Raw genomic sequence first — 20,026 nt, 5'->3', positions numbered from 1 at the left:
TCCGGCAGTCCGCATCGGGTCGTACGCTGCGTGAACGTGAGCGACGTAGGGGCACGGCTGGACCGCATCCATTCGGTGGGCGGCTGCCTGGTGCGCGCGGCGTACGCCGGGTTCGCGTCTCTGTACCTGCTGGGGTGCACGGCCGCCGGAATCCGGGACCATCCCACCCTGTGGATGGTGTTCGTCGCGGCGGTGGCCAACATCGCGGCGGTCTCCGGGCGCGGCTTCCTGGTCTGGGCGGCCGGTGCGGGGGCGCTGTCGGCGCTCAGCACCCTGTACCTCGGCACGGTGGTCCGGCCCGATCTCGGCGCCCCGAGCCTGTTCGCGGAGATCGGCGGCCTGCTGATCATCATCGGGCGGGTGGTGTGGAAGGCCCGCCGCGACCGGCTCGTCCCCATCGCGGTGCTGCTCGCCGCGGCGGTCCTGGCGACCCCGCTGCGCTGGTCGCTGATCGCGGCGGCGCTGTTCACCGCGCCGCTCGGCATCACCGTGGCGATCGCGCTCGGCGTCGGCCTCTACCTGCGGGCGCTGGACGCGCGGCGGGCCAGGTCGCTGGCGTCGGCGCGGCGGGACGAGCGGCTGGAGCTGGCCCGCGACCTGCACGACTTCGTCGCCCACCACGTGACCGGCATCGTCGTCCAGGCGCAGGCGGCGAGGTTCACGGCCCAGTCGGGCGCCGCGCAGACGCAGGAGCAGCTCGACCGGATGCTCGGCGAGATCGAGAAGGCCGGCACCGAGGCGCTCACGTCGATGCGGCGCATGGTCGGGCTGCTGCGCGACGCCCAGCACGTGAACGCCCCGGACGGGGACGCCCTCCCGGACGGCGGCTCCAGCACCCGTCCCGTCGGCGACCTCGCGCAGCTCAGGGGCCTCGTCGAGGGGTTCTCCCACCCGCCCGCCGCGCTCACGGTGGAACCCGGCCTCGGCACGCTGCCGCCGGAGGTCGCGGCGTCGGCGCACCGCGTCGTCCAGGAGGCGCTGACCAACATCCGCAAGCACGCCGCCGACGCCGCGGCCGTGCGCGTCACGCTGGCGCGGGTCGGCGGCGACGTCGAGGTCGCCGTGCGGGACGACGGGCGGGGGCGCGGCGGCAGGCGGCTGCCGTCCGGCGGTTTCGGGCTCACCGGGCTGGGCGAGCGGGTCGGCGCGCTCGGCGGGCGGCTGCACGCGGGCCCGCGCCCCGAGGGCGGATGGGAGGTCGTCGCACGGCTCCCCGTATCGGACGGATGACCGGTGATGCTGACACAATCGGCAAGGTGACCATCCGCGTACTGATCGCCGACGACCAGGAGATGGTCCGGACCGGGTTCCGGATGATCGTCGACTCGCAGCCCGACATGGAGGTGGTCGGGGAGGCCGCCGACGGCGCCGCGGCCGTCGCGCTGGCCCGCCGCCTGCGTCCCGAGGTGTGCCTGTTCGACATCCGGATGCCGCGGATGGACGGCCTGGAGGCGACCCGCGCCCTCGCCGGCCCGGGCGTCCCCGACCCGCCCCGCATCGTGATCGTCACGACGTTCGACATGGACGAGTACGTCTACGGGGCGCTGCACGGCGGCGCGGTCGGGTTCCTGCTGAAGGACAGCGGGCCCGCGCTGCTGGTGGAGGCCGTCCGCGCGGCGGCGAACGGCGGGTCGCTGGTGTCGCCGTCCATCACCGTCCGGCTGCTGGAGCACCTGGCCAAGCCGCCCGCGCGGCCCGTCCAGCCGCGCGAGCCGCTCACCGGGCGGGAGCTGGACGTGGTCAGGCTCGTGGCGCGCGGCCGGACGAACGAGGAGATCGCCGCGGAGCTGTACGTGTCGCTGTCCACGGTCAAGACGCATCTCGGCAGCGTCAACCGCAAGCTGGACACGCGGAACCGGGTCGCGACGGCCGCGTGGGCCTGGGAGTCGGGCCTCATGACCTGACGGGTCTCGGCAGGGAACGCAGACGGGGAACGCGCGAAAGACGGGGGAGGCTCGGCGCTGGCACCGGAGTCGATGAACGGAGTGCCCGTGACCGTCCTGGTCGTGTGGGTGCTGTGCGCCGCGGGCTGGGGCGCCGTCCTGCTGGCCCTGCGGCGCGGCCTGCGCGGACCGGCCAGGGGGCCCGCCCTGTTCGCGCACATCGCGACCCCGGCGGGCACCGTCCTGCTCTTCTCCCTGATCGGCCTCGGGTCGCTGTACGCGACGATCGCGCTGACCGCCGAATGGTGGGCGCTGCTCGCGGTGACCCGTTTCCGTCCCGAGCGGCTGCTGTCCACAGGTGGCCTCGGGCGCCTGGCCGCCTGGGCCGCCGTCACCGCGGCCGCGACGTGGGCGGTCACGCGGCTCATGCTCCACATGTGACGATCCTGTAAGGGCCCGAACTCCCGTTGGGCCGTGTCGGTCAAACGTACGTAGTATCCAAAACAGCCAACAGCAAAGGCCCTGGGGAGGTGGATCATGCCGTGTGCGCTGTGCGGCGACATCATCCCGACCGAGGTCGACCGGTGCCCGGCCTGCGGCGCGTGGGCGCGGCGCCGCGACTTCCGGGCCGTCGGCGTGGCCGTGTTCATGCTGCTCGGCTTCAACGCGTTCGTGGCCCTCGGCTCGGGGATCAGCCTGCTCAGGCTGGCGCGGCCGCTGCACGGCGCGACGCACGACAGCTATGACGCCGCCGCCACCGGCCAGGCCCTCGCCCCCTACGCGGACGTGTTCACGATCGGCGCGATCATGGCCGCGGTCACCGGCCTGCTGTACCTGACCTGGCTGTGGCGGGCGTTCCACCAGTCCCCCGGTCCGCACCGCCACCACCGCGCCTGGGTGCTGCTCGGCTGGTTCCTCCCGATCGTCAACCTGTGGCTGCCGCCCCGGATGGTCTACGAGGTGTGGGTGAACAGCGGCCGGTACCGGACGGCCGAGCGGCAGGCCGCCGGGATCGTCGTCGCGGGCTGGTGGGGCTGCGCCCTGCTCGGCCTCGTCCTCGGCCGCGTGTTCACGCACGGCAGCGTCGAGACCCTCGCCGACGCCCGCCTCGACGTGCACGTCGGCGTCGCCGCGGCCGCCTTCCAGGCCCTCGCCGCCGCCCTGTGCATGGCGACCGTCTTCCAGATCACCCGGATCCAGATCACCCGGTGAACCGCCCGGACCGGCGGACGTGGCGGCAGGTCAGGCGGGGGGAGGGCCGGAGCTTCCCTGGCTGGTGTGCCAGAGGGGAGTTCTCGGCGGGCGCCTGACGGCCGGGCCCGCGTGGTCGACGTCGGAGTACGGCGACATCGCGAAGCCCGTGGGCTGGACGATGCGGCGGCCCACCGGGCGGCTCCGGCCGGACGGGCCCGCCATGGCCGCGCGGAGGGCGTCCGGGCCGCCGCGGCGCCACTCCTCGTGCAGGGCGTTCAGGTCCCAGCAGGCGTTCGCGGTGATCGAGACGGCGCGGTCCCCGGCGCGGCGGAGCCGCCCCCGGGCGACCAGCAGCCAGGAGCCGAACACGGTGGCGGCGCACCTGTCCTGCACCGATTCGAAGAACGTGAGGTCGACCGGGCCGGTCGCGTCGTCCAGCGTGGCGAAGATGACGCGCTGCCCCGACCTGACCGCCGGGGTCTGCGTCGCCACCTTGACCCCGGCGACCAGGACCTCGCTCTTGTCCGGTCGTCCCGGCAGGTCGGCGGCGCGGACGACGCCGAGCGCGGCGAGCAGCCCGGCGTAGAAGGTCATGACGTGCCGGCTCACGTCCATGCCCAGGATGTCCAGTTCGGCCTCGACCACCTCGGCGGGCGTCATCGGCGGCAGCCCGCCCGCCGGGATCTCCTCCGCCAGGCCGGTCTCCACTCCGGCCAGGACATCGTCGCCGTCCTCGGGGCCGAGGGGGAGCTGGCCCTGCGGGACGCGCGCGGGTCGGGCGGTGACCCGGTCGAGGGCGCCGACGCGGCACAGCAGGTCGCGGCGCGGGACGCCCTCGTGGAGGGCGTCGAACGCGCCCGCCAGGACGAGCCGTTCGGCGATGGGCCGCGACACCCGGGCGCGGCGCCAGAAGTCGGTCAGCGACCGGTACGGCCGGGCCCCGGCGATCCTGCCGACCTCGGCGTCGGAGATGCCCCTGACCTCGCTCAGCGCGACCCGGATCCCGGCCGGGCCGCCCGCCGGGACGGGTTCGGCGCGCCAGTCCGCGTCCGAGCGGTTGACGTCCAGAGGGAGGATCGGGACGCCGAAGTGCCGGGCGTCGTCAAGGATGACCCGCTTGGGGTACATGCCGGGGTCGTGGGTCAGGACGCCGGCGTAGAAGGCCGCCGTGTGGTGCCGTTTCAGCCAGGCCGACTGGTAGGTGGGCAGCGCGAACGACGCGGCGTGGGCCTTGCAGAAGCCGAACGCGCCGAACGCGGTCAGCATCCGCCACACGCGCTCGACCGTCGCCCCGTCGTAGCCGCGGGCCAGCGCCCGCTCCCGGAACCAGGCGCCGACCACGGCCTGGCCCCGCTCGTGGTTCAGGCTCCGCCGCGCCGCCTCCGCCTTGGACAGGCCGCAGCCGGTCATCACGTCGATGACGCGCAGCACCTGCTCGTGGAAGACGACCACGCCAAGGCTCTCCCGCAGCGCGGGTTCGAGTTCGGGGTGCGGGTAGGCGGGCTCCCGGTTCCCGGCGCGGGCCTCCAGGAACGGCGTCACCATGTCGGAGTTGACCGGGCCGGGGCGGAACAGCGAGATGTCGATCACCAGGTCGTCCAGGTCGCGGGGCTGGAGCCGGCCGATCAGCTCCCGCTGGCCGGGCGACTCGATCTGGAAGCAGCCGAGCGTCCGGGACGTGCGCACCAGCGCGTACGTCGCGGGGTCGTCGCGGGGGACGTCCTCCAGCGCGACCGTCTCCCCCGTCACGCGGGCGACCTCCGCCACCGCGTGCGCCATCGCCGACTGCATCCGGACGCCGAGCACGTCGAGCTTGAGCAGCCCCATCGCCTCGACGTCGTCCTTGTCGAACTGGCTCATCGGGAACCCCACGGCGGCCCGCTCGACCGGCGTCCGGTCCCGCAGGCCCGGGTTCGACAGCAGGACGCCGCACGGGTGCATGGCGATGTGGCGGGGCAGCCCGTCCAGGCGCTCGGCGATCCGGAACAGCACCTCCAGGCGTCCCGCCGCCAGGTTGCTCTGCCGCAGCTCGGGCAGGTCGTCCAGGGCCGCGCGGATCTGGTTCGCCCGGATCCGCGGGAACGCCTTCGCGATCGCGTCGATCTCGTGCGGCGGGAGCCCGACGGCGTTGCCGACGTCGCGCAGCGCGCTGCGCGCCCGGTAGGTCTCCATCATCGACACGCACGCCGTGGCGTCCGCGCCGAACCGGTCGAACAGCGCCCGGTAGGCCTCCAGCCGGCGGGCCGACTCCACGTCCAGGTCGATGTCGGGCAGGCCCTCGCGGCTGTCGGCGAGGAACCTCTCCATCACCAGGTCGTGCCGCAGCGGGTCCAGGTCGCCGATGCCGATCAGATAGTTGACCAGGCTGCCCGCGCCCGAGCCGCGGATCGCGCAGCGGATGCCGCGCGCCCTGATCAGCGCGGCGGCGTCGGCGACCGTAAGGAAGTACGGCGCCAGGCCCTTGCGCCCGATCACGCCCAGCTCCTGGTCGAGCCGGGCCGCGGCCTCCCGCGACCCGTCGAGCCCGCGCCGCGCCATCCCCTCCGCGCACCGGGCGGCGAGCCGGGCGTACGGGTCGCCCCCGACGTCCGGCAGGTGGACCTCGTCCATGCCGAGGTCGCGGCCGGGATCGAGGACGCAGCGCTCCGACAGCCGCCGGGTGGCCGCGAGCAGCGCGTCCGCCTCGTCCGGGCCGCAGGCCGCCTCCGCGACCCGGCGCATCTCGGGGACCGACTTCAGGTACGCCTGGCCGGTGCGGTCGTCGAGGTGCCGCCGGTCGAGCGGGACGAGGCGGCGCGTCACGTCCAGGACCTGCGCGACCGGGTGGTCGGACGGGTCCAGGTAGCGGACGGCGTTGCCCAGCACGGCGGGCACCCCGGCCTCGCGGGCGAGCGCGAGCATCCGCGCCGCCCGCGGCCCGTCGCCCTTGTCGCGGTGGTCGACGATCTCGATCACCGCCTCGGCGGCGGCGCGCCACGCCGCCAGCCGGGCCGCCGCCACGTCCGGGCGCCGCCCGGTGAGGGCCCGCCCGACGTCCGACGCCGGGCCGAGCAGGACGATGAGGCCGTCGGCGTGCGCGCCGACCATCTCCCTGGTCACCAGCGGGCGGCCGCGCTCGCCCGCGGCGTGCGCCGCCGTCACCAGCCGGCACAGCGACCGCCACCCGGTGCGCCCCTCGGCGAGGACCACGACGCGCTCCTCCCCCGTGGAGGCGACCCTGAGGTCGGCTCCGACGACGGCGCCGATCCCCGCGTCCGCGCACGCACGGACATGCCGGACGGCGCCGTACAGGCCGTCGCGGTCGGTCAGCGCCAGCGTCTCCATGCCGAGGACCGCCGCGCGCTCCGCCAGCGCCGCGGGCGGCGCGACGCCGAACCGGAGCGAATAGGACGAAGCGACATGAATATGCACGTCAGTCCCATACCCGGGATAGCAGCCAGCTGTCGGCGGCCACGTCATAACGCAGCTCGTAGACGCCGATCTCCCGGTCCGGGGTCGCCTCGATCCGCCAGAACTCCCGCTCGCCGGCGGCCTCGCCGCCGGGATGCTGCTCCCGCCACCAGTCGCGGGTCGTGACCCAGTGCTCCAGCACCCGCCGGACGGTGTAGAGCCGGCCACGCCAGACGAACCGGACCGGACGCCCGTCGCTCACCCAGACGTCCACCGGATCGCCGAACACGCGCGTCATCTGCCTCCCCCTCGCGCTCGCCGCACGGGGGAAGGAGCATGCGGACCTCATTCTCGAACAAACGTTCGGAGTCGAGTCTAGGGAACCCCGGGCCCGGGGAGCAAGGCGGGGTCAGTCGAGAAGTGCGCGGATGCGGTCGGCGACCTCGGCGGGGCGGGCGGCGTCGGCCATGCCGCCGGCGGGCCACAGGTAGTACCAGCCGTCGCCGCACGGGGTGGCGAGGACGATCACGTGGCGCCCCGCGCCCGGCACGTAGACGGCCAGCAGGGACTCCCCGGGCCCGGCGAACCGCCAGGCCAGGCCCCGGGCCTCGACCTCGCGCGCGAGCGCCGCGAGGTGACGCCGGCGCGTCTCGGCGATCTCCCGCCCACCGACTACAGACACATCATCCGCCTCAGCAGGGTCCGAGCCGCCTTCATGACCTTGGGCGATCCTCCGGCGACGGTTGGTGACCGGTCCTCAGCATGACCCCGATCCGGCGGCCGTGCGGGGAGAATCCCAAGAGTGGGGACGGGTGTACCCCGCCCGCTAGGGGATGGTCCGCTGAAGCGGTGTAACGCGCCGTCCGGATACGCGCCCATCACCGTGCGGGTGGTTTCCGGTCCCCGGAACCTGGCCCGCATACGGAGGCTCCGTCCGTGATAAAAGCCTCTGTGAGGCGGGCATCGCCCGCGTCACCCAAAAAAGAAGGAGCGAGCCGATGAGCGCCGTCCCCGCCGGCGACCCGTCAGGCCACACACACCACGGCGTCCACGGGCACGGTCCCGAGCAGGACCAGGCCCTGGCCGGACTCCGCGAGCGCAAGAAGCAGCGGACCCGCCTCGCGCTCATCGACGCGGCCCTGGACCTGTTCCTCGCCCAGGGGTACGAGGCGACGACGATCGACGAGATCGTGGCGGCGGTGGAGGTGTCGCAGCGCACCTTCTTCCGCTACTTCGGCACCAAGGAGGACGTGGTCACGAGCTTCCTCACCGAGCACGACCAGGTGCTGGCGGAGGCCCTCGCGGCCCGTCCGCCCGAGGAGCGGCCGTTCCCCGCCCTGTTCGAGTCGCTGCGCGTCGTGCTGCGCACGATCGCCGAGAGCGACCCGGCCGACAGCGCCCGGTTCCGCCGCGTCCGGCAGGTGATCGAGGCGACGCCGTCGCTGATGGCGGCGCAGATGGCACGGTACTCGGCGTCGGCGGAGGCGCTCGCCACCGAGATCGCGCGCCGCGAGGGCGTCGACATGGAGCAGGATCTGCGGCCCCGGATCGTCGTGTCGTTCTACCTGGCCGCGACCAAGGTCGCGTTCGAGGACTGCGCCCGCCACGACATCTGGGACCCCGGGACGGTCGCCGCCCGCGTGGAGGAGGCCGTGACGCTCGTCAGCCGGACCATGCGCGACTGGGTGTGAGCGTCCCGCCGGCGGAATAGCCCGCGGGGGAGCCGGGGTTCTGCGGGAACGTCCACGCGAACCGACCGTCAGGAGAACGACATGCGCGCGATCGTCATCACCCGCACCGGCGGCCCGGAGGTCCTGGAGGCGTCCGAGGTCCCGGCCCCCGAGCCCGGGCCGGGCGAGGTGCTGATCGACATCGCGGCGGCCGGGGTCAACTTCATCGACGTGTACTACCGGACGGGCGCCTACCCGCAGCAGACCCCCTACACGCCGGGTGTCGAGGCGGCCGGAACGGTCGCCGCGGTCGGCGAGGGCGTCCGGGAGTTCTCGGTGGGCGACCGTGTCGCGTGGGCGAACGTGCAGGGCGGCTACGCGGAGAAGGCCGTGGTACCGGCGGACAAGGTCGTCCCCGTCCCCGGCGGGGTGAGCCTGGAGGACGCGGCGGCCTCCCTGCTGCAGGGCATGACCGCCCACTACCTGACGAGGTCGACATATCCGGTCCAGGAGGGCGACACCGTCCTCGTGCACGCGGCGGCGGGCGGGATGGGGCTGCTGCTCACGCAGGCGGCCGTGGCCCTCGGCGCCCGGGTGATCGCCACGGCGTCCACCCCGGAGAAGGAGAAGCTGGCGAGGAACGTCGGCGCGGCCGCCACGATGGGCTACGACGGGTTCCCCGAGCGGGTGCGGGAGCTGACGGACGGCGAAGGCGTCGCCGTGGTGTACGACGGCGTCGGGGCGCCCACGTTCGACGGGAGCCTGGAGAGCCTTCGGCGGCGCGGCACCCTGGCCCTGTACGGGGCGGCCGGCGGCCCGGTCCCGCCGGTCGACCCGCAGCGCCTCAACCGGGCCGGGTCGGTGTTCCTGACCCGGCCGTCCCTCGCCCACTACGTGGAGAAGCGCGAGGAGCTGCTGGAGCGCGCCGCCGACGTCTACGCGTGGGTGGAGTCCGGGGCCGTGAAGGTCCACGTCGGCAGCCGCCACGACCTCGCCGAGGCCGCCGCCGCGCACGCCGATCTGGAGGCGAGGCGCAGCACCGGCAAGCTCCTGCTGATCCCCTGACCGTCCCGACCGGCGCCGCCGCCTCCCTTAGGCTGGCCCGGACAGACGATCTTCCAAGGAGCGCCGCCCCCCATGACGACGTACGCCGCCGGACCGCTGGAGCACGACGAACCCCGTGTCCTCGGCCCGTACCGCCTGCTCGGGCGGCTCGGGCGCGGCGGCATGGGGACGGTCTACCTGGCCGCCGAGCCCGACGGCCGGCGGGTCGCGGTGAAGGTCGTCAACCGCGAGCTGGCCGGGGAGCCGGCGTTCCTCGCCCGGTTCCGGCGCGAGGTGACCGCCGCGCGGCGCGTCCACCGGTTCTGCACCGCGCCCGTGATCGACGCCGAGCTCGACCAGGACCCGCCGTACATCGTCACCGAGTACATCGACGGGCCGAGCCTGGAGAAGGCCGTCCAGAGCAAGGGGCCCCTGCCCGGCTCCGACCTGGAGGGCCTCGCGGTCGGCGTCGCCACCGCGCTCGCCGCCATCCACGGCGCCGGGATCGTGCACCGCGACCTCAAGCCCGCCAACGTCCTGCTGTCCTCCACCGGCCCCCGCGTCATCGACTTCGGCATCGCCCGCGCCCTCGACGCCCCGGACGGCCCCACCCGCACCGGCCAGTTCGTCGGGACCCCGTCCTACATCGCGCCCGAGGTGCTGCGCGGCGAGCCGGTCGAGCAGGCGTCGGACGTGTTCGCGTGGGGCTGCGTCGTCGCCTACGCCGGGACGGGCCGCGCCCCGTTCCAGGGCGGCACCGTCGCCGAGACGTTCCGCCGCATCGAGCACGAGGAGCCCGACCTCGCCGGCCTGGACCCGCGGCTGCGCGACGTCGTCGCCGCCGCGCTCGGCAAGGACCCGCGCGACCGTCCGACGGCGCGGCGGCTGCTCACCCTGCTCGTCGGGCAGGAGAAGGCCGATCTCACGCAGGCCGTGGAGACGATCTCGGCGTCGTGGCGGGGGCCGGATCCGGCCGCGGAGCCGGCCTCCCCCTCCGATCGGGACGGCGAGCCGCCGGCGGCCGTCGAGGTTCCGGCGCCGAGGCCCGCGCCGGAGGCCGCCGCGCCTGCGGCCGTGGCGGCCCGCGAACCCGGCCCGGGCGAGGAGACCGTCCTCGTCGACCTGCCGTTCCCGGCCGCCTGGCGCGGACCGCGGCGCTGGTTCACCCTGCTCAGGGGCCTGCTGGTGGTCCCCCACCTGGCCGTGATGCTGCTCATGTACGCGGCCCTGGTGGTCGTCATGCTGCTCAGCTGGCTGGTCATCCCGTTCACCGGCCGGTATCCCCGCGCCCTGTACGCGCTGGTCGTCGGCTGCCAGCGCTGGTCCAGCCGGGTCGTGGCGTACGCGTTCGGGCTGACCGGCGAGAAGCTGCCGCCGTTCCGCACTCTTCCGCGCGCCCGCCGGACGCACTGAACGCGGTGACGGCTCCGCGCGTCCGAATTGCCATGGACCGCTAGGGTTCTACCACGAAGACTCCCGAATCCCCCTCAGGATCATGATGACCACGCACGCAGGAGAGAACGGGGAGACCCTGCGCCCCGACGACCCAGGAGAGCTCGGCCCCTACAGGCTCGTCGGGCGGCTCGGCCGGGGCGGCATGGGGACGGTCTACCTCGGCGAGGACCGCGCCGGGCGCCGCGTCGCCGTGAAAATGATCAACCGGGAGCTCGCCGGCGAGGGCACGTTCCGGGAGCGGTTCCGGCGCGAGGTGACCGCCGCGCGGCAGGTCCGCCGGTTCTGCACCGCGCCCGTGATGGACGCCGAGCTGGACACCGACCCCCTGTGGGTGGTCACCGAGTACATCGAGGGCCCGAGCCTGGAGAGCGCCGTCGCCGAGCGCGGCCCGCTGCCCGGTTCCGACCTGGAGGGTCTCGCGGTCGGCGTCGCCACCGCGCTCGCCGCCATCCACGGCGCCGGGATCGTGCACCGCGACCTCAAGCCCGCCAACGTCCTGCTGTCCTCCACCGGCCCCCGCGTCATCGACTTCGGCATCGCCCGCGCCCTCGACGCCGCCGACGGCCCGACCCGCACCGGCCAGTTCGTCGGGACCCCGAACTACCTGCCGCCCGAGCTGCTGCGCGGCGAGCAGGTCTCGTCGGCCTCCGACGTGTTCTCGTGGGGCTGCGTCGTCGCCTACGCCGGGACGGGCCGTCCCCCCTTCGCGGGCAACACGGTTCCGGAGATCTTCTACCGCGTCGTGCACGAGGAACCGAAGCTGGACGGGCTCGACCCCGGCCTGCGCGACGTCGTCGCCGCCGCGCTCGACAAGGACCCGCGCCGGCGGCCGACCGTCCAGGACCTGCTCGGCCGGCTCGTCGGCAACGGCCAGGCCGACCCGGCGAGGCTCGCCGAGACCGTCCAGGCGAGCTGGCACGGGCCCGCGAGCGAGCCGACCGTCCAGCGGACGGCCCAGGCCGCCTTCCAGCAGCCGACCCCGCCGTCCGCGCCGCCCGGCGCCACCCGCCAGGACGCGCGGCCCGCCGCCCGGCCGGGCGGCGGCGGGTCGACCCGGCGCCCGCTGATCATCGGGGGCGCCGTCGTGGCCGTCCTCGCCGTGCTCGCCGTCGTCGGGTTCCTCGCGCTGCGCCCGGACGGCCCGCCCGGCGACCTCGCCACGACGTTCAGCGACGACTTCTCCAGCGACAGCTCCGGCTGGGGCTCCTTCACCGGCCAGTACACCTACACGAACGGCGCCTACCGGCTGCAGACCGAGGGGAGCACCGGCTCCACGGGACGCGACGTGCCCAAGGACGAGTTCGCCCCCGACCCGATGCTGGCCACGGTCGGCGCAAGGGTCGCCCAGGGCTCCCCCGACGGCAGGTACGGCCTCACCTGCCGCTCGTCCGACAACGGCAACAACGAGTACAGCTTCCTGATCCGCAACGACGGCAAGGGCGCGGTGCTCCGCAAGGTCACCAAGGATCGCGGGACCAAGGAGCTGGACAACCCCGACTCGGTCCCCGGCTTCGCCGAGGGTGAGTCCAACCAGCTCCAGATCGCCTGCGAGAGCGGCGACGAGGGCAAGCAGGTGCGGCTGCGGCTCTGGGTGAACGGCCACCAGGTCATCGACGCGACCGACACCGACCAGCCGCTCGGCAACGGCAAGGCCGGTCTGCAGGTCGAGCGGGGCGGCAACGCCGCGCAGCAGATCATCGTCGACTTCGACGACTTCGACCTGTCGAAGATCCTCGGTTAGGCCGGGGGCCGGTCAGCCGGGCAGGTAGCCGTTCGTCCAGCGGGTCAGCTCCGCGAAGACCTGCGTGCGGGCCGGTTCGGCGGACAGCACCAGGTCGTGCAGGCCGCCGTCGATCCGCACGAGCGTGACGTGGCGTCCGATCCGCGGCGCCCACCTCGCCATGTGCTCCACGTCCAGGACGGCGTCGGCGCCCGTCACGTCCAGCACCCTGCGGGTCGGGCGGACGCTGCGCGTCGACGCCATGACCAGCACCGGGACGTCGACGTCCAGGCCGCGGTGCAGGCGCAGCTGACCCCGGCGGACTGCCGCCAGCCACGCCGCCCGCACCGGGAACCCGGCGAGCGGCTTCCAGGCGAGGTCGAACTCCCACTCGCCCTCGTGGTCGCGGTGGATGCTGCGCGGGTACCGGTCGGACACGCCCGCGGGCAGTTTCGCCTTGGGGAACCGGGGGCGCAGCGCCCGCGCCAGCCCGGCGCCGACCTTGCGCATCACCAGCGGCTCTGCGATGTCCAGGAACGGACTGTTGAGGAACACGCCGTCCACCAGGCCCTTGCCCCTGGCCCCGTCGGCCCACAGGGCGGCGACCAGGCCGCCGGTCGAGTGTCCGTTCAGCAGGAGCGTGTCGTGCCCGTCCACGTCCCGGACGATCCGCACCGCCTCGTCGATCTCCGGGAAGTAGTCCGCGAGGCTCTCGACGTAGTTCGGGGTCTGATGCGGACGCAGCGAGCGCCCGTACTTGCGCAGATCGAGCGCGTAGAAGTCGAAGCCGAGCTCGACGTAGAAGTCGGCGAGGTGCCGCTGGAAGAAGTAGTCGACGAACCCGTGCAGGTAGAGCACCGCCCGCCGGGACGGGTCGCCGCCGCCGCGGCGCCGCACGAGCGTCGCCACGACCTCGCCCTCGGCGTCCCGGCCCATCGGCAGCTCGATCGCCTCGTACCCGGGGCCGAGCACGTCCGCCGTCACGTCCACTTTTCCTCCCGCTGTCCGGTGAACTGATGCCCCATGATCGGGCGTCAAAGGGACTGACCGTACGACAGACTGAATCACAGCACACCGCCACCCCCCGGGAGTCGAGCCATGCAGGCGCCCCTCCGCGACCGAGACCCGCGGCTGCTCGGCCCGTACGTGCTCACCGCCCGGCTGGGCCGGGGCGGCATGGGCACCGTCTACCTCGGCGAGGACGAGTCGGGACGGCGGGTCGCGGTCAAGGTCATCAACGCGGAGCTGGCCGACGACGAGGCGTTCCACGACAGGTTCCGCAGCGAGGTGACGGCCGCGCGGCAGGTCAGCCGGTTCTGCACGGCCGCCGTCCTGGACGCCCGCCTCGACGGCGACCCGCTGTACGTGGTGACCGAGTACGTCAACGGGCCGTCCGTCGAGGAGGCCGTCAAGGCGAACGGCCCGCTGCGCGGCGGGGACCTGGAGGCCCTCGCGGTCAACATCGCGACGGCGCTGGGCGCGATCCACGGCGCCGGGATCGTGCACCGCGATCTCAAGCCGTCCAACGTGCTGCTCTCCCCGACCGGGCCGCGCGTGATCGACTTCGGCATCGCCCGCGCGCTGGACGCCACCGACGGCCCGACCAGGACCGGCCAGTTCGTGGGCACGCCCGCCTACATCGCGCCCGAACTGATGCACGAGCGGGAGATCACACCGGCCGCCGACGTGTTCTCCTGGGGCTGCGTCGTCGCCTACGCGGGAACCGGCCGCGCCCCGTTCGGCGGCGGGACGCTCCCGGAGGTCATCAGCCGGGTGACGTCCGCCGACCCCGACCTGGACGGCCTCGACCCGGCCGTCCGCGATCTGGTGACCCGGTCGCTGGCCAAGGAGCCCGCCGAACGTCCGACGGTGAGGCAGCTGATCCAGGCGCTGACCGGCCAGGACGAGCCGCCCGCGACTCCGCCCCCGGTCACGCCGCCCCCACCTGAACCGGCGCCCGCGCCCGCCCCGGCACCGAAGTCCGCCCCGGTGCGGGCGCCCGCGCCCGCACCTCTGACGAGCGTCGACTCCGTGCCGCCGACGCGTCCGATCGGCGCGCGGACGCCGGCGGCTCCGGCGAAGAAGCCGTTCCCGTACCGCACCAGCGGCGTGCGCGCCGCCGTCGGCATCGCGGTCCTGGCCGTCGCCGCCGTGCTCGGCTCCCTCAACGTCCCGGGCGACGACGACTCCCCGGACGCCTCGGGGCCCAGCACGGACGCCGTCCCCGGTGACGAACCGCCGGAGGTCAAGGACAAGATCTTCAGCGACCGGTTCAACGACGCGGACTCCGGCTGGAAGACGGCGGTCACCCCGGTCTTCGACGCGGCCTACCGTGACAAGAAGTACGAGATCCACGTCCTTCCGAAGGCCGCGCGCACGACCGTCGACGCACCGGTGAGCCGAATCCCCGACTCCCAGCTCATCGAGGCCGAGGTCACGCCGAAGGACGCCTACGGCGAGTCTGGGGTGTACTGCCACGGAGGCTTCGGCTACGCGTTCCTCCTCCGCTCGGACGGGCGCGCGCGCATCGCCAAGCTGTCCACCTGGAGCGCGCAGACCGTGACGACCGGCACGGTGCCCAGGCTTCGCGACGGCAATCGCCTCCAGGCCGCTTGCGTGAAGCGCGAGGACGGCAACATCGACCTCGCGATGTGGGTGAACGGAAAGCCGGTCGCCTCGTCCGCCGCCACACCGCCGAGCACTGTTCCCGGTCACAGCGGCCTGCTCGTCGTCCGCTCCGAGGGCGCCACCGGATGGCCGCAGGCGGTCTTCGACGACTTCACGCTCTGCGAGGTCTGAGACGGCTCCCACCGTCCCGGCGGGCAGGACAGGGGTCTGGCTCAGTCCTTGCGGCCCGTCGCCGCGACGGTGACGCCGAGACCGATCATCATCAGGCCGCCGGTGCCGCCGATCGCCGCGAGGCGGCGCGGCGAGCGGGCGAACCAGTCGCGGGCCGTCCCCGCCGCGATCCCCCACACGCTGTCGCAGCAGAGCGCGATCACCGCGAAGATCACACCGAACACCATCATCTGGAGCTCGACGTGGCCGTTCTCGCGCACCACGAACTGCGGCAGGACGGCCGCGAAGAACACGGTCGTCTTCGGATTGGTGATGCCCACGAAGAAGCCCTGCAGCAGCGCCCGGCCCCCGCCGCGCTCCGCCTCGCTCCCGGCGATCGCCTCCTGGAGCGAGCGCCGGTGCCGGATGGCCTGCACCCCGAGGTAGACGATGTAGACCGCGCCCACGATCTTCAGGGCGGTGAACACGACGACGGAGCGTTCCACGACCGATCCGATGCCCACCGCGACCGCCGCGGTCAGCACCAGGGCGGCGAGCACCCCGCCGACCACTCCCGCGAGCGCGGTGCGCCGCCCGTGCGCCAGCGCGCGGCCGACGACGAACAGGACGGACGGCCCGGGGATCAAGATGATCGCCAGCGCCATCGCGGAGAACGCCAGAAGCTGATGACTCGACACCATGACCCGCAGAGTACGCATTCCGGGCAGGGCGGCCCACTCGATTTTTCGGGGGCCGAGACGCGGCTCAGGTGGTGAGGACGTCCCAGGCGCCGCCGCGGCGGACCAGGAGGTTGTGCGTGAGCAGGCTTCCGACGGGGACGTCCCACACCGGGTCGACGCCGTCGTCCCCGCGGTCCTCGGCCCACACCTGCGCGACCGCCCAGCGGAGCTTGTCGACGCCGTCCGGGTGACCGGTGCCGGACGCGACGAACACGTCCCGCGCGGGCGCCGCGACGACGAGGTCGCCGTCCACGTCCTGCGCCAGCTTCTCCAGGAACCCCTCGTCCAGCAGCAGGCCCGACTCCAGGCCCCCGCCGTGCGCGGACGCGCCCAGCGACACCGTCACGGCGCGCACGTCCGGGTACCAGCTGAGGCTCAGCTCGGGACGCAGGTCGCGCAGGTTGATCACCGCGTGGCGGCGCAGCTCGCCCTGCGTGACCCCGAGGTCCGCGCAGTGCCGGCGCGCCACGTGCTCGTAGCGGCGGCCGGACGGCGCGCCCTCGTCGGCGATCTCCACCGCGTAGGTGACGTACAGGTCGGCGGCGAACGGGTCGCGGATCGGCTCCTCGTCCGCCGGGAGCGGGAACTCCAACTGGACCTCGGCCGGCACCCGCGCCTTCATCAGCGGGACGATCAGCTTGGACCGCGGGTCGGTCACGGGACGTTCCTCCTGGTGCTCGGCCTGCGTGCGCCTGTCTTCACGAGTGGATCACCTTACCGCCGCGGAGGGCGGCGTCGGGGCTCCGCCGGGCGGGACGACGGGCAGGCCCCCCGGCGCGCCGCCCTCGATGAGCCGCCACACGGCCTCGGTGTCCATGTGCTCCTCAACGAGGTCGCCGAGCGCGTCCAGGGTCGCCTCCCTCAGCGCCTCGAACGACACGTCCGGGGCCGTGACGAACTCCCGTTTCGCCGTCCGGGCGACGTCCGCGAGGAATGCCCTCCGGAAGCCGTCGTTCTCCATCGCACCGTGCCAGGTCGTCCCCCACACGGCGCCTTTCCGGCACCCGTCGAGGAAGGGCTCCCCTTCCACGGTCACCACGCCGTGATGGATTTCGTAGGCGTGCACAGTTTCCCCATAGGCGCTCCCTGTAGGCCGCCCGAGGGTCTTCTCCTTCTTGAATTCGACTCTCGCGGGAAGGAGGCCGAGCCCCTTCGCTCTCCCCTCCTTGGACTCGACATCGTCCACGATCTCCTCGGCGAGCATCTGGTAACCGCCGCAGATCCCGAGGACGGGCCGTCCCTCTTCGGCTCTTCTCCGGATCTCCTCTGCCATTCCCCGGTCGCGAAGCCACGCCAGGTCGGCGACCGTGGCCCGGGTCCCCGGAAGCACCACCAGATCCGCCTCGGCCAGATCGCCGGCACTCGCCGCGTACCGAACGACGACGCCGGGCTCGCAGGCCAGAGCGTCCATGTCCGTGAAATTGGAGATGCGCGGGAACCGGACGACGGCGATGCGCAGTGTCTGCCTCCCGCAGGGCCCTTTCGCGTCGGGCCTCGGCGCGTCCAAAGCCAGGGTGTCCTCGGAATCGAGATACAGGCCGAGTTTCCAGGGCAGCACCCCCAGCGTCGGCCGCCCTGTGAGCATCGCGAGCTGCTCCAGCCCCGGCGCCAGCAGTTCCTCCGCCCCCCGGAACTTGTTGATGACGAACCCGGCGATCAGCGCCTGGTCCGCCGGCTCCAGCAACGCGACCGTCCCGTAGAGCGACGCGAAGACACCGCCCCGGTCGATGTCGCCGACCACCACCACCGGCAGGTCGGCGGCCCGCGCCAGCCCCATGTTCACGATGTCGCCGCCCCGCAGGTTGATCTCGGCGGGACTCCCGGCGCCCTCGCACACCACGACGTCGTACTCGGCACGCAGCTCCTCAAGGCTCTCCAGCACGACGCCCTTGAGCCATTCCTTGTGCGCCCCGTACTGCAGGGCGTCGACCTCCGCCACGGGCCTTCCCAGCACCACGACCTGGCTCCTGCGGTCGCTTCCCGGCTTGAGCAGCACCGGATTCATCAGCGCCGCGGGCTCCACCCCCGCGGCCTGCGCCTGCATGTACTGCGCCCGCCCGATCTCCGCCCCGTCGCTCGTCACCATCGAGTTCAGCGACATGTTCTGGGCCTTGAACGGCGCGACCTTCACCCCCTGCCGGGCCAGCCACCGGCACAGCCCCGCCGTGACGACGCTCTTCCCCGCGTCCGAGGTGGTCCCCGCCACCAGAAGCCCGCTCACCGCACACTCCAGACCACGGCCGCCGCCGCGAACGTCACCGCCGCCGAGAGCCGGACGGCCCTCCGGATGTCCCTGACCTCGGGCGCCCGGCCGTCCCCCATCTCGGGCCGCCGCTCGACCCGTCCGCCGTAGGCGTTGACCCCGCCCAGCCTCACCCCGAGCGCCCCGGCGAAAGCGGCCTCGCACCGTCCGGCATTGGGACTCGGATGCTTCGCCCCGTCCCTCCTCAGAACGCGCCAGGCCTCCCGCCCCGAGCAAAGAGCGACCAATCCCCCGGTGACCCTCGCCGGAACCCAGTTCGCCACATCATCGAGCCTCGCCGCCGCCCACCCGAACCGCTCGTACCTCGGATTCCGATACCCGACCATCGCGTCAAGCGTGTTCACGGCCCGATACATGAGCAGCCCCGGAATCCCCGCCACCGCTCCCCACACCAAAGGCGCGATGGACGCGTCCGACGTGTTCTCGGCCACCGACTCCACCACCGCGCGGCTCAGATCCCGCGCGTCCAGCCCCCGCGGATCCCGCGCGCACAGATGCGAAAGCCGCTTTCTGGCCGCCCCCACGTCTCCCCGCTCCAGCACCCGCGCCATGTAGAGCCCTTCACGCCCCAAAGACGTCCCGCCGAGCACGGCCCAGGTGACCCCGGCGGTGACAAGACAATGCACGAGAGGCCGCCGGCTCACCCGCTCAAGTACAACCCCCGCGACCCCGGCACCTCCCACCAAAGCCGCGACATAGACCACGCCCCTTGCGCGCGAATCCCCGTACACATGACGCTCCGCCGCCGACGCCACCCGGCCGAACCCGGCCACGGGATGCCACCGCTTCGGGTCCCCGAGAACAGCGTCCAGCGCGACCCCGAGAACCAACCCCTCACCAGAGACGCGCATCGAGCTCATCCCAGTGCCGCTCCAGCCAATCCTGGGCCCGCCGTATCCGGGGCCCGGCGCCCCCCTGCCAGATCCGCGCCCATCCCCCACCGCCTTCGGCCCTCCCCCGCATCGCCCGATAGGACCGCTCGAACCTCACCCGCGCCGCCGGCAGCACCTCCCGCCGCCGCTCCCGGTCCAACCCGTAGGCATCACAGAAGACCCGCATCCGCCGCCCCACGTCCGCCCCGTAGAGCACGGCGTCCCGATCGGCCGGATCCTCGATGGGCCCCCAGTGCCGCAACGCGGTGACCACGTCGAACACCCGCGTGGTGGGCCGCGCGAGGTCAAAGTCGATCAGAGCGACCGGCCGCCCACCCCGAAAGACGACGTTCTGCGGCGTCACATCGCAATGCCCGATGACCTCGGGCTCCCCGTCCACATTGGACGTCTCCGCGTCCCACGGCGCCCCCACCGGCGCCTCATACGAAGCGACCGCGTCGTGGTACCGCCTGAGCAGCCGCCCCACGCCCCGCAGCACGTCCTCCGAGACGACATCGGCCTCCAACGGCCGATGCGGCACCTCCCCCGGCACCCAGCTGAGCACCTCCCGCCCCAGCTCATCGACCCCCAGCACCCGCGGCGCCTCGAACCCCACGGCCTCCAGATGCCGCAGCAACCCGTGGACCGCCGGACTGTGCGCCCGCAGCGGCCGCCGTACCGTCTCCCCGACCCGCACCACACCCTCCGACACGTCCCCACCGGAGAGCGGCACCTCAAAGTTCACCGCCACAGCACCCCAAGATAGAACCCCCGCCCCAGCGGTAAGGACGTAATGGATGTGGAGACGGACGACGCGCACCCTTACACTGTGTCCCGGCGTCCCGCCGGGCGCCGAGCGCCCGTAGCTCAGCTGGACAGAGCATCGGACTTCTAATCCGACGGTCGCGGGTTCGAATCCTGCCGGGCGCGCCATCACCACCAGGTCATCTATGCGCTGACCTGCGAGAACGCCTCTCGCCGTTGCCGCGCCGGATGCAGCCAGATGCCACCGAACGC

The 20,026-nt window shown here is 73.4% G+C and carries 18 protein-coding genes and 1 tRNA gene; 10 read left to right on the top strand and 9 right to left on the bottom strand.

Features of this window, described 5'->3' with window-relative positions; translation table 11 throughout:
• Window positions 1-36: 36 nt before the first annotated feature.
• From AB0H37_RS22465 to AB0H37_RS22450, 4 genes are all read left to right on the top strand, one after another.
• Window positions 37-1,230, top strand: coding sequence for a histidine kinase (locus AB0H37_RS22465; protein ID WP_360614872.1), 1,194 nt, complete (start codon window positions 37-39; stop codon window positions 1,228-1,230).
• Between the two features lie 26 nt (window positions 1,231-1,256).
• Complete coding sequence (locus AB0H37_RS22460) at window positions 1,257-1,904, top strand: response regulator transcription factor (protein WP_329087082.1); 648 nt, start codon at window positions 1,257-1,259, stop codon at window positions 1,902-1,904.
• Window positions 1,905-1,976: 72 nt separating this feature from the next.
• The gene (locus AB0H37_RS22455; protein WP_229810348.1) at window positions 1,977-2,324 is read left to right on the top strand and encodes a hypothetical protein; all 348 of its coding nucleotides are present in this window, start codon (window positions 1,977-1,979) and stop codon (window positions 2,322-2,324) included.
• Between the two features lie 96 nt (window positions 2,325-2,420).
• On the top strand, window positions 2,421-3,095 hold the full coding sequence (locus AB0H37_RS22450) for a DUF4328 domain-containing protein (protein WP_329087079.1): 675 nt from the start codon (window positions 2,421-2,423) through the stop codon (window positions 3,093-3,095).
• A 30-nt stretch (window positions 3,096-3,125) separates the two neighbouring features.
• Here the strand turns inward: AB0H37_RS22450 and AB0H37_RS22445 are convergent, their stop codons facing one another.
• The 3 genes from AB0H37_RS22445 to AB0H37_RS22435 form a co-directional block, all read right to left on the bottom strand.
• Complete coding sequence (locus AB0H37_RS22445) at window positions 3,126-6,488, bottom strand: DNA polymerase III subunit alpha (protein WP_360614869.1); 3,363 nt, start codon at window positions 6,486-6,488, stop codon at window positions 3,126-3,128.
• A gap of 1 nt (window position 6,489) precedes the next feature.
• On the bottom strand, window positions 6,490-6,765 hold the full coding sequence (locus AB0H37_RS22440) for a DUF6504 family protein (protein ID WP_179836816.1): 276 nt from the start codon (window positions 6,763-6,765) through the stop codon (window positions 6,490-6,492).
• 111 nt (window positions 6,766-6,876) lie between these two features.
• Window positions 6,877-7,149 carry a hypothetical protein gene (locus tag AB0H37_RS22435; protein ID WP_229810350.1) on the bottom strand — a complete coding sequence of 91 codons (273 nt, stop codon included), beginning with the start codon at window positions 7,147-7,149 and terminating at the stop codon, window positions 6,877-6,879.
• 316 nt (window positions 7,150-7,465) lie between these two features.
• On the opposite strand from AB0H37_RS22435, the gene AB0H37_RS22430 reads away from it, so the two are divergent.
• The 4 genes from AB0H37_RS22430 (at window position 7,466) to AB0H37_RS22415 (ending at window position 12,377) form a co-directional block, all read left to right on the top strand.
• Window positions 7,466-8,158, top strand: a complete 693-nt coding sequence (locus AB0H37_RS22430) for a TetR family transcriptional regulator (protein WP_179836817.1) — start codon at window positions 7,466-7,468, stop codon at window positions 8,156-8,158.
• Between the two features lie 81 nt (window positions 8,159-8,239).
• Window positions 8,240-9,202 (top strand): quinone oxidoreductase, encoded by a 963-nt coding sequence (locus tag AB0H37_RS22425; protein WP_329087071.1) that lies wholly within the window; start codon window positions 8,240-8,242, stop codon window positions 9,200-9,202.
• 72 nt (window positions 9,203-9,274) lie between these two features.
• The gene (locus AB0H37_RS22420) at window positions 9,275-10,594 is read left to right on the top strand and encodes a DUF4389 domain-containing protein (RefSeq protein WP_179836819.1); all 1,320 of its coding nucleotides are present in this window, start codon (window positions 9,275-9,277) and stop codon (window positions 10,592-10,594) included.
• 82 nt (window positions 10,595-10,676) lie between these two features.
• Window positions 10,677-12,377 carry a serine/threonine-protein kinase gene (locus AB0H37_RS22415; RefSeq protein ID WP_360614865.1) on the top strand — a complete coding sequence of 567 codons (1,701 nt, stop codon included), beginning with the start codon at window positions 10,677-10,679 and terminating at the stop codon, window positions 12,375-12,377.
• A gap of 12 nt (window positions 12,378-12,389) precedes the next feature.
• On the opposite strand, the gene AB0H37_RS22410 is transcribed toward AB0H37_RS22415, so the two are convergent.
• Window positions 12,390-13,340 carry an alpha/beta hydrolase gene (locus AB0H37_RS22410; RefSeq protein WP_360614863.1) on the bottom strand — a complete coding sequence of 317 codons (951 nt, stop codon included), beginning with the start codon at window positions 13,338-13,340 and terminating at the stop codon, window positions 12,390-12,392.
• Window positions 13,341-13,454: 114 nt separating this feature from the next.
• Here AB0H37_RS22410 and AB0H37_RS22405 point away from each other — a divergent pair, with 114 nt between their 5' ends.
• Window positions 13,455-15,155, top strand: coding sequence for a serine/threonine-protein kinase (locus tag AB0H37_RS22405; protein WP_360614861.1), 1,701 nt, complete (start codon window positions 13,455-13,457; stop codon window positions 15,153-15,155).
• A 41-nt stretch (window positions 15,156-15,196) separates the two neighbouring features.
• Here AB0H37_RS22405 and AB0H37_RS22400 read toward each other — a convergent pair whose 3' ends face one another.
• From AB0H37_RS22400 to AB0H37_RS22380, 5 genes are all read right to left on the bottom strand, one after another.
• A complete protein-coding gene (locus AB0H37_RS22400) occupies window positions 15,197-15,835 on the bottom strand; it encodes a LysE family translocator (RefSeq protein WP_329087062.1) in 639 nt (212 codons plus the stop codon).
• Window positions 15,836-15,899: 64 nt separating this feature from the next.
• Complete coding sequence (locus AB0H37_RS22395) at window positions 15,900-16,532, bottom strand: DUF1444 family protein (protein WP_229810777.1); 633 nt, start codon at window positions 16,530-16,532, stop codon at window positions 15,900-15,902.
• A gap of 51 nt (window positions 16,533-16,583) precedes the next feature.
• A complete protein-coding gene (locus AB0H37_RS22390; RefSeq protein ID WP_360614858.1) occupies window positions 16,584-18,095 on the bottom strand; it encodes a cobyric acid synthase in 1,512 nt (503 codons plus the stop codon).
• Window positions 18,092-18,997, bottom strand: a complete 906-nt coding sequence (locus tag AB0H37_RS22385; RefSeq protein ID WP_360614856.1) for a cobalamin biosynthesis protein — start codon at window positions 18,995-18,997, stop codon at window positions 18,092-18,094. Before AB0H37_RS22385 ends, AB0H37_RS22390 begins: the two co-directional genes overlap by 4 nt.
• Window positions 18,972-19,760 (bottom strand): aminoglycoside phosphotransferase family protein, encoded by a 789-nt coding sequence (locus tag AB0H37_RS22380; RefSeq protein WP_179836823.1) that lies wholly within the window; start codon window positions 19,758-19,760, stop codon window positions 18,972-18,974. Before AB0H37_RS22380 ends, AB0H37_RS22385 begins: the two co-directional genes overlap by 26 nt.
• A 105-nt stretch (window positions 19,761-19,865) precedes the next feature.
• Here AB0H37_RS22380 and AB0H37_RS22375 point away from each other — a divergent pair.
• Window positions 19,866-19,942: transfer RNA gene (locus tag AB0H37_RS22375), tRNA-Arg, on the top strand.
• The last annotated feature ends 84 nt before the right edge of the window (window positions 19,943-20,026 follow it).

Source organism: Actinomadura sp. NPDC023710 (genome assembly GCF_040639875.1).
GTDB classification, from domain to species: Bacteria; Actinomycetota; Actinomycetes; order Streptosporangiales; family Streptosporangiaceae; genus Spirillospora; species Spirillospora citrea.
This window is presented reverse-complemented; position numbering and strand designations above follow the sequence as displayed.

Coding starts and splice junctions, on each gene's coding strand:
- AB0H37_RS22455 (WP_229810348.1), top strand. CDS start 1,977: ATGAACGGAGTGCCCGTGACCGTCCTGGTCGTGTGGGTGCTGTGCGCC.
- AB0H37_RS22450 (WP_329087079.1), top strand. CDS start 2,421: ATGCCGTGTGCGCTGTGCGGCGACATCATCCCGACCGAGGTCGACCGG.
- AB0H37_RS22440 (WP_179836816.1), bottom strand. CDS start 6,765: ATGACGCGCGTGTTCGGCGATCCGGTGGACGTCTGGGTGAGCGACGGG.
- AB0H37_RS22430 (WP_179836817.1), top strand. CDS start 7,466: ATGAGCGCCGTCCCCGCCGGCGACCCGTCAGGCCACACACACCACGGC.
- AB0H37_RS22425 (WP_329087071.1), top strand. CDS start 8,240: ATGCGCGCGATCGTCATCACCCGCACCGGCGGCCCGGAGGTCCTGGAG.
- AB0H37_RS22420 (WP_179836819.1), top strand. CDS start 9,275: ATGACGACGTACGCCGCCGGACCGCTGGAGCACGACGAACCCCGTGTC.
- AB0H37_RS22415 (WP_360614865.1), top strand. CDS start 10,677: ATGATGACCACGCACGCAGGAGAGAACGGGGAGACCCTGCGCCCCGAC.
- AB0H37_RS22405 (WP_360614861.1), top strand. CDS start 13,455: ATGCAGGCGCCCCTCCGCGACCGAGACCCGCGGCTGCTCGGCCCGTAC.
- AB0H37_RS22400 (WP_329087062.1), bottom strand. CDS start 15,835: ATGGTGTCGAGTCATCAGCTTCTGGCGTTCTCCGCGATGGCGCTGGCG.
- AB0H37_RS22385 (WP_360614856.1), bottom strand. CDS start 18,997: ATGAGCTCGATGCGCGTCTCTGGTGAGGGGTTGGTTCTCGGGGTCGCG.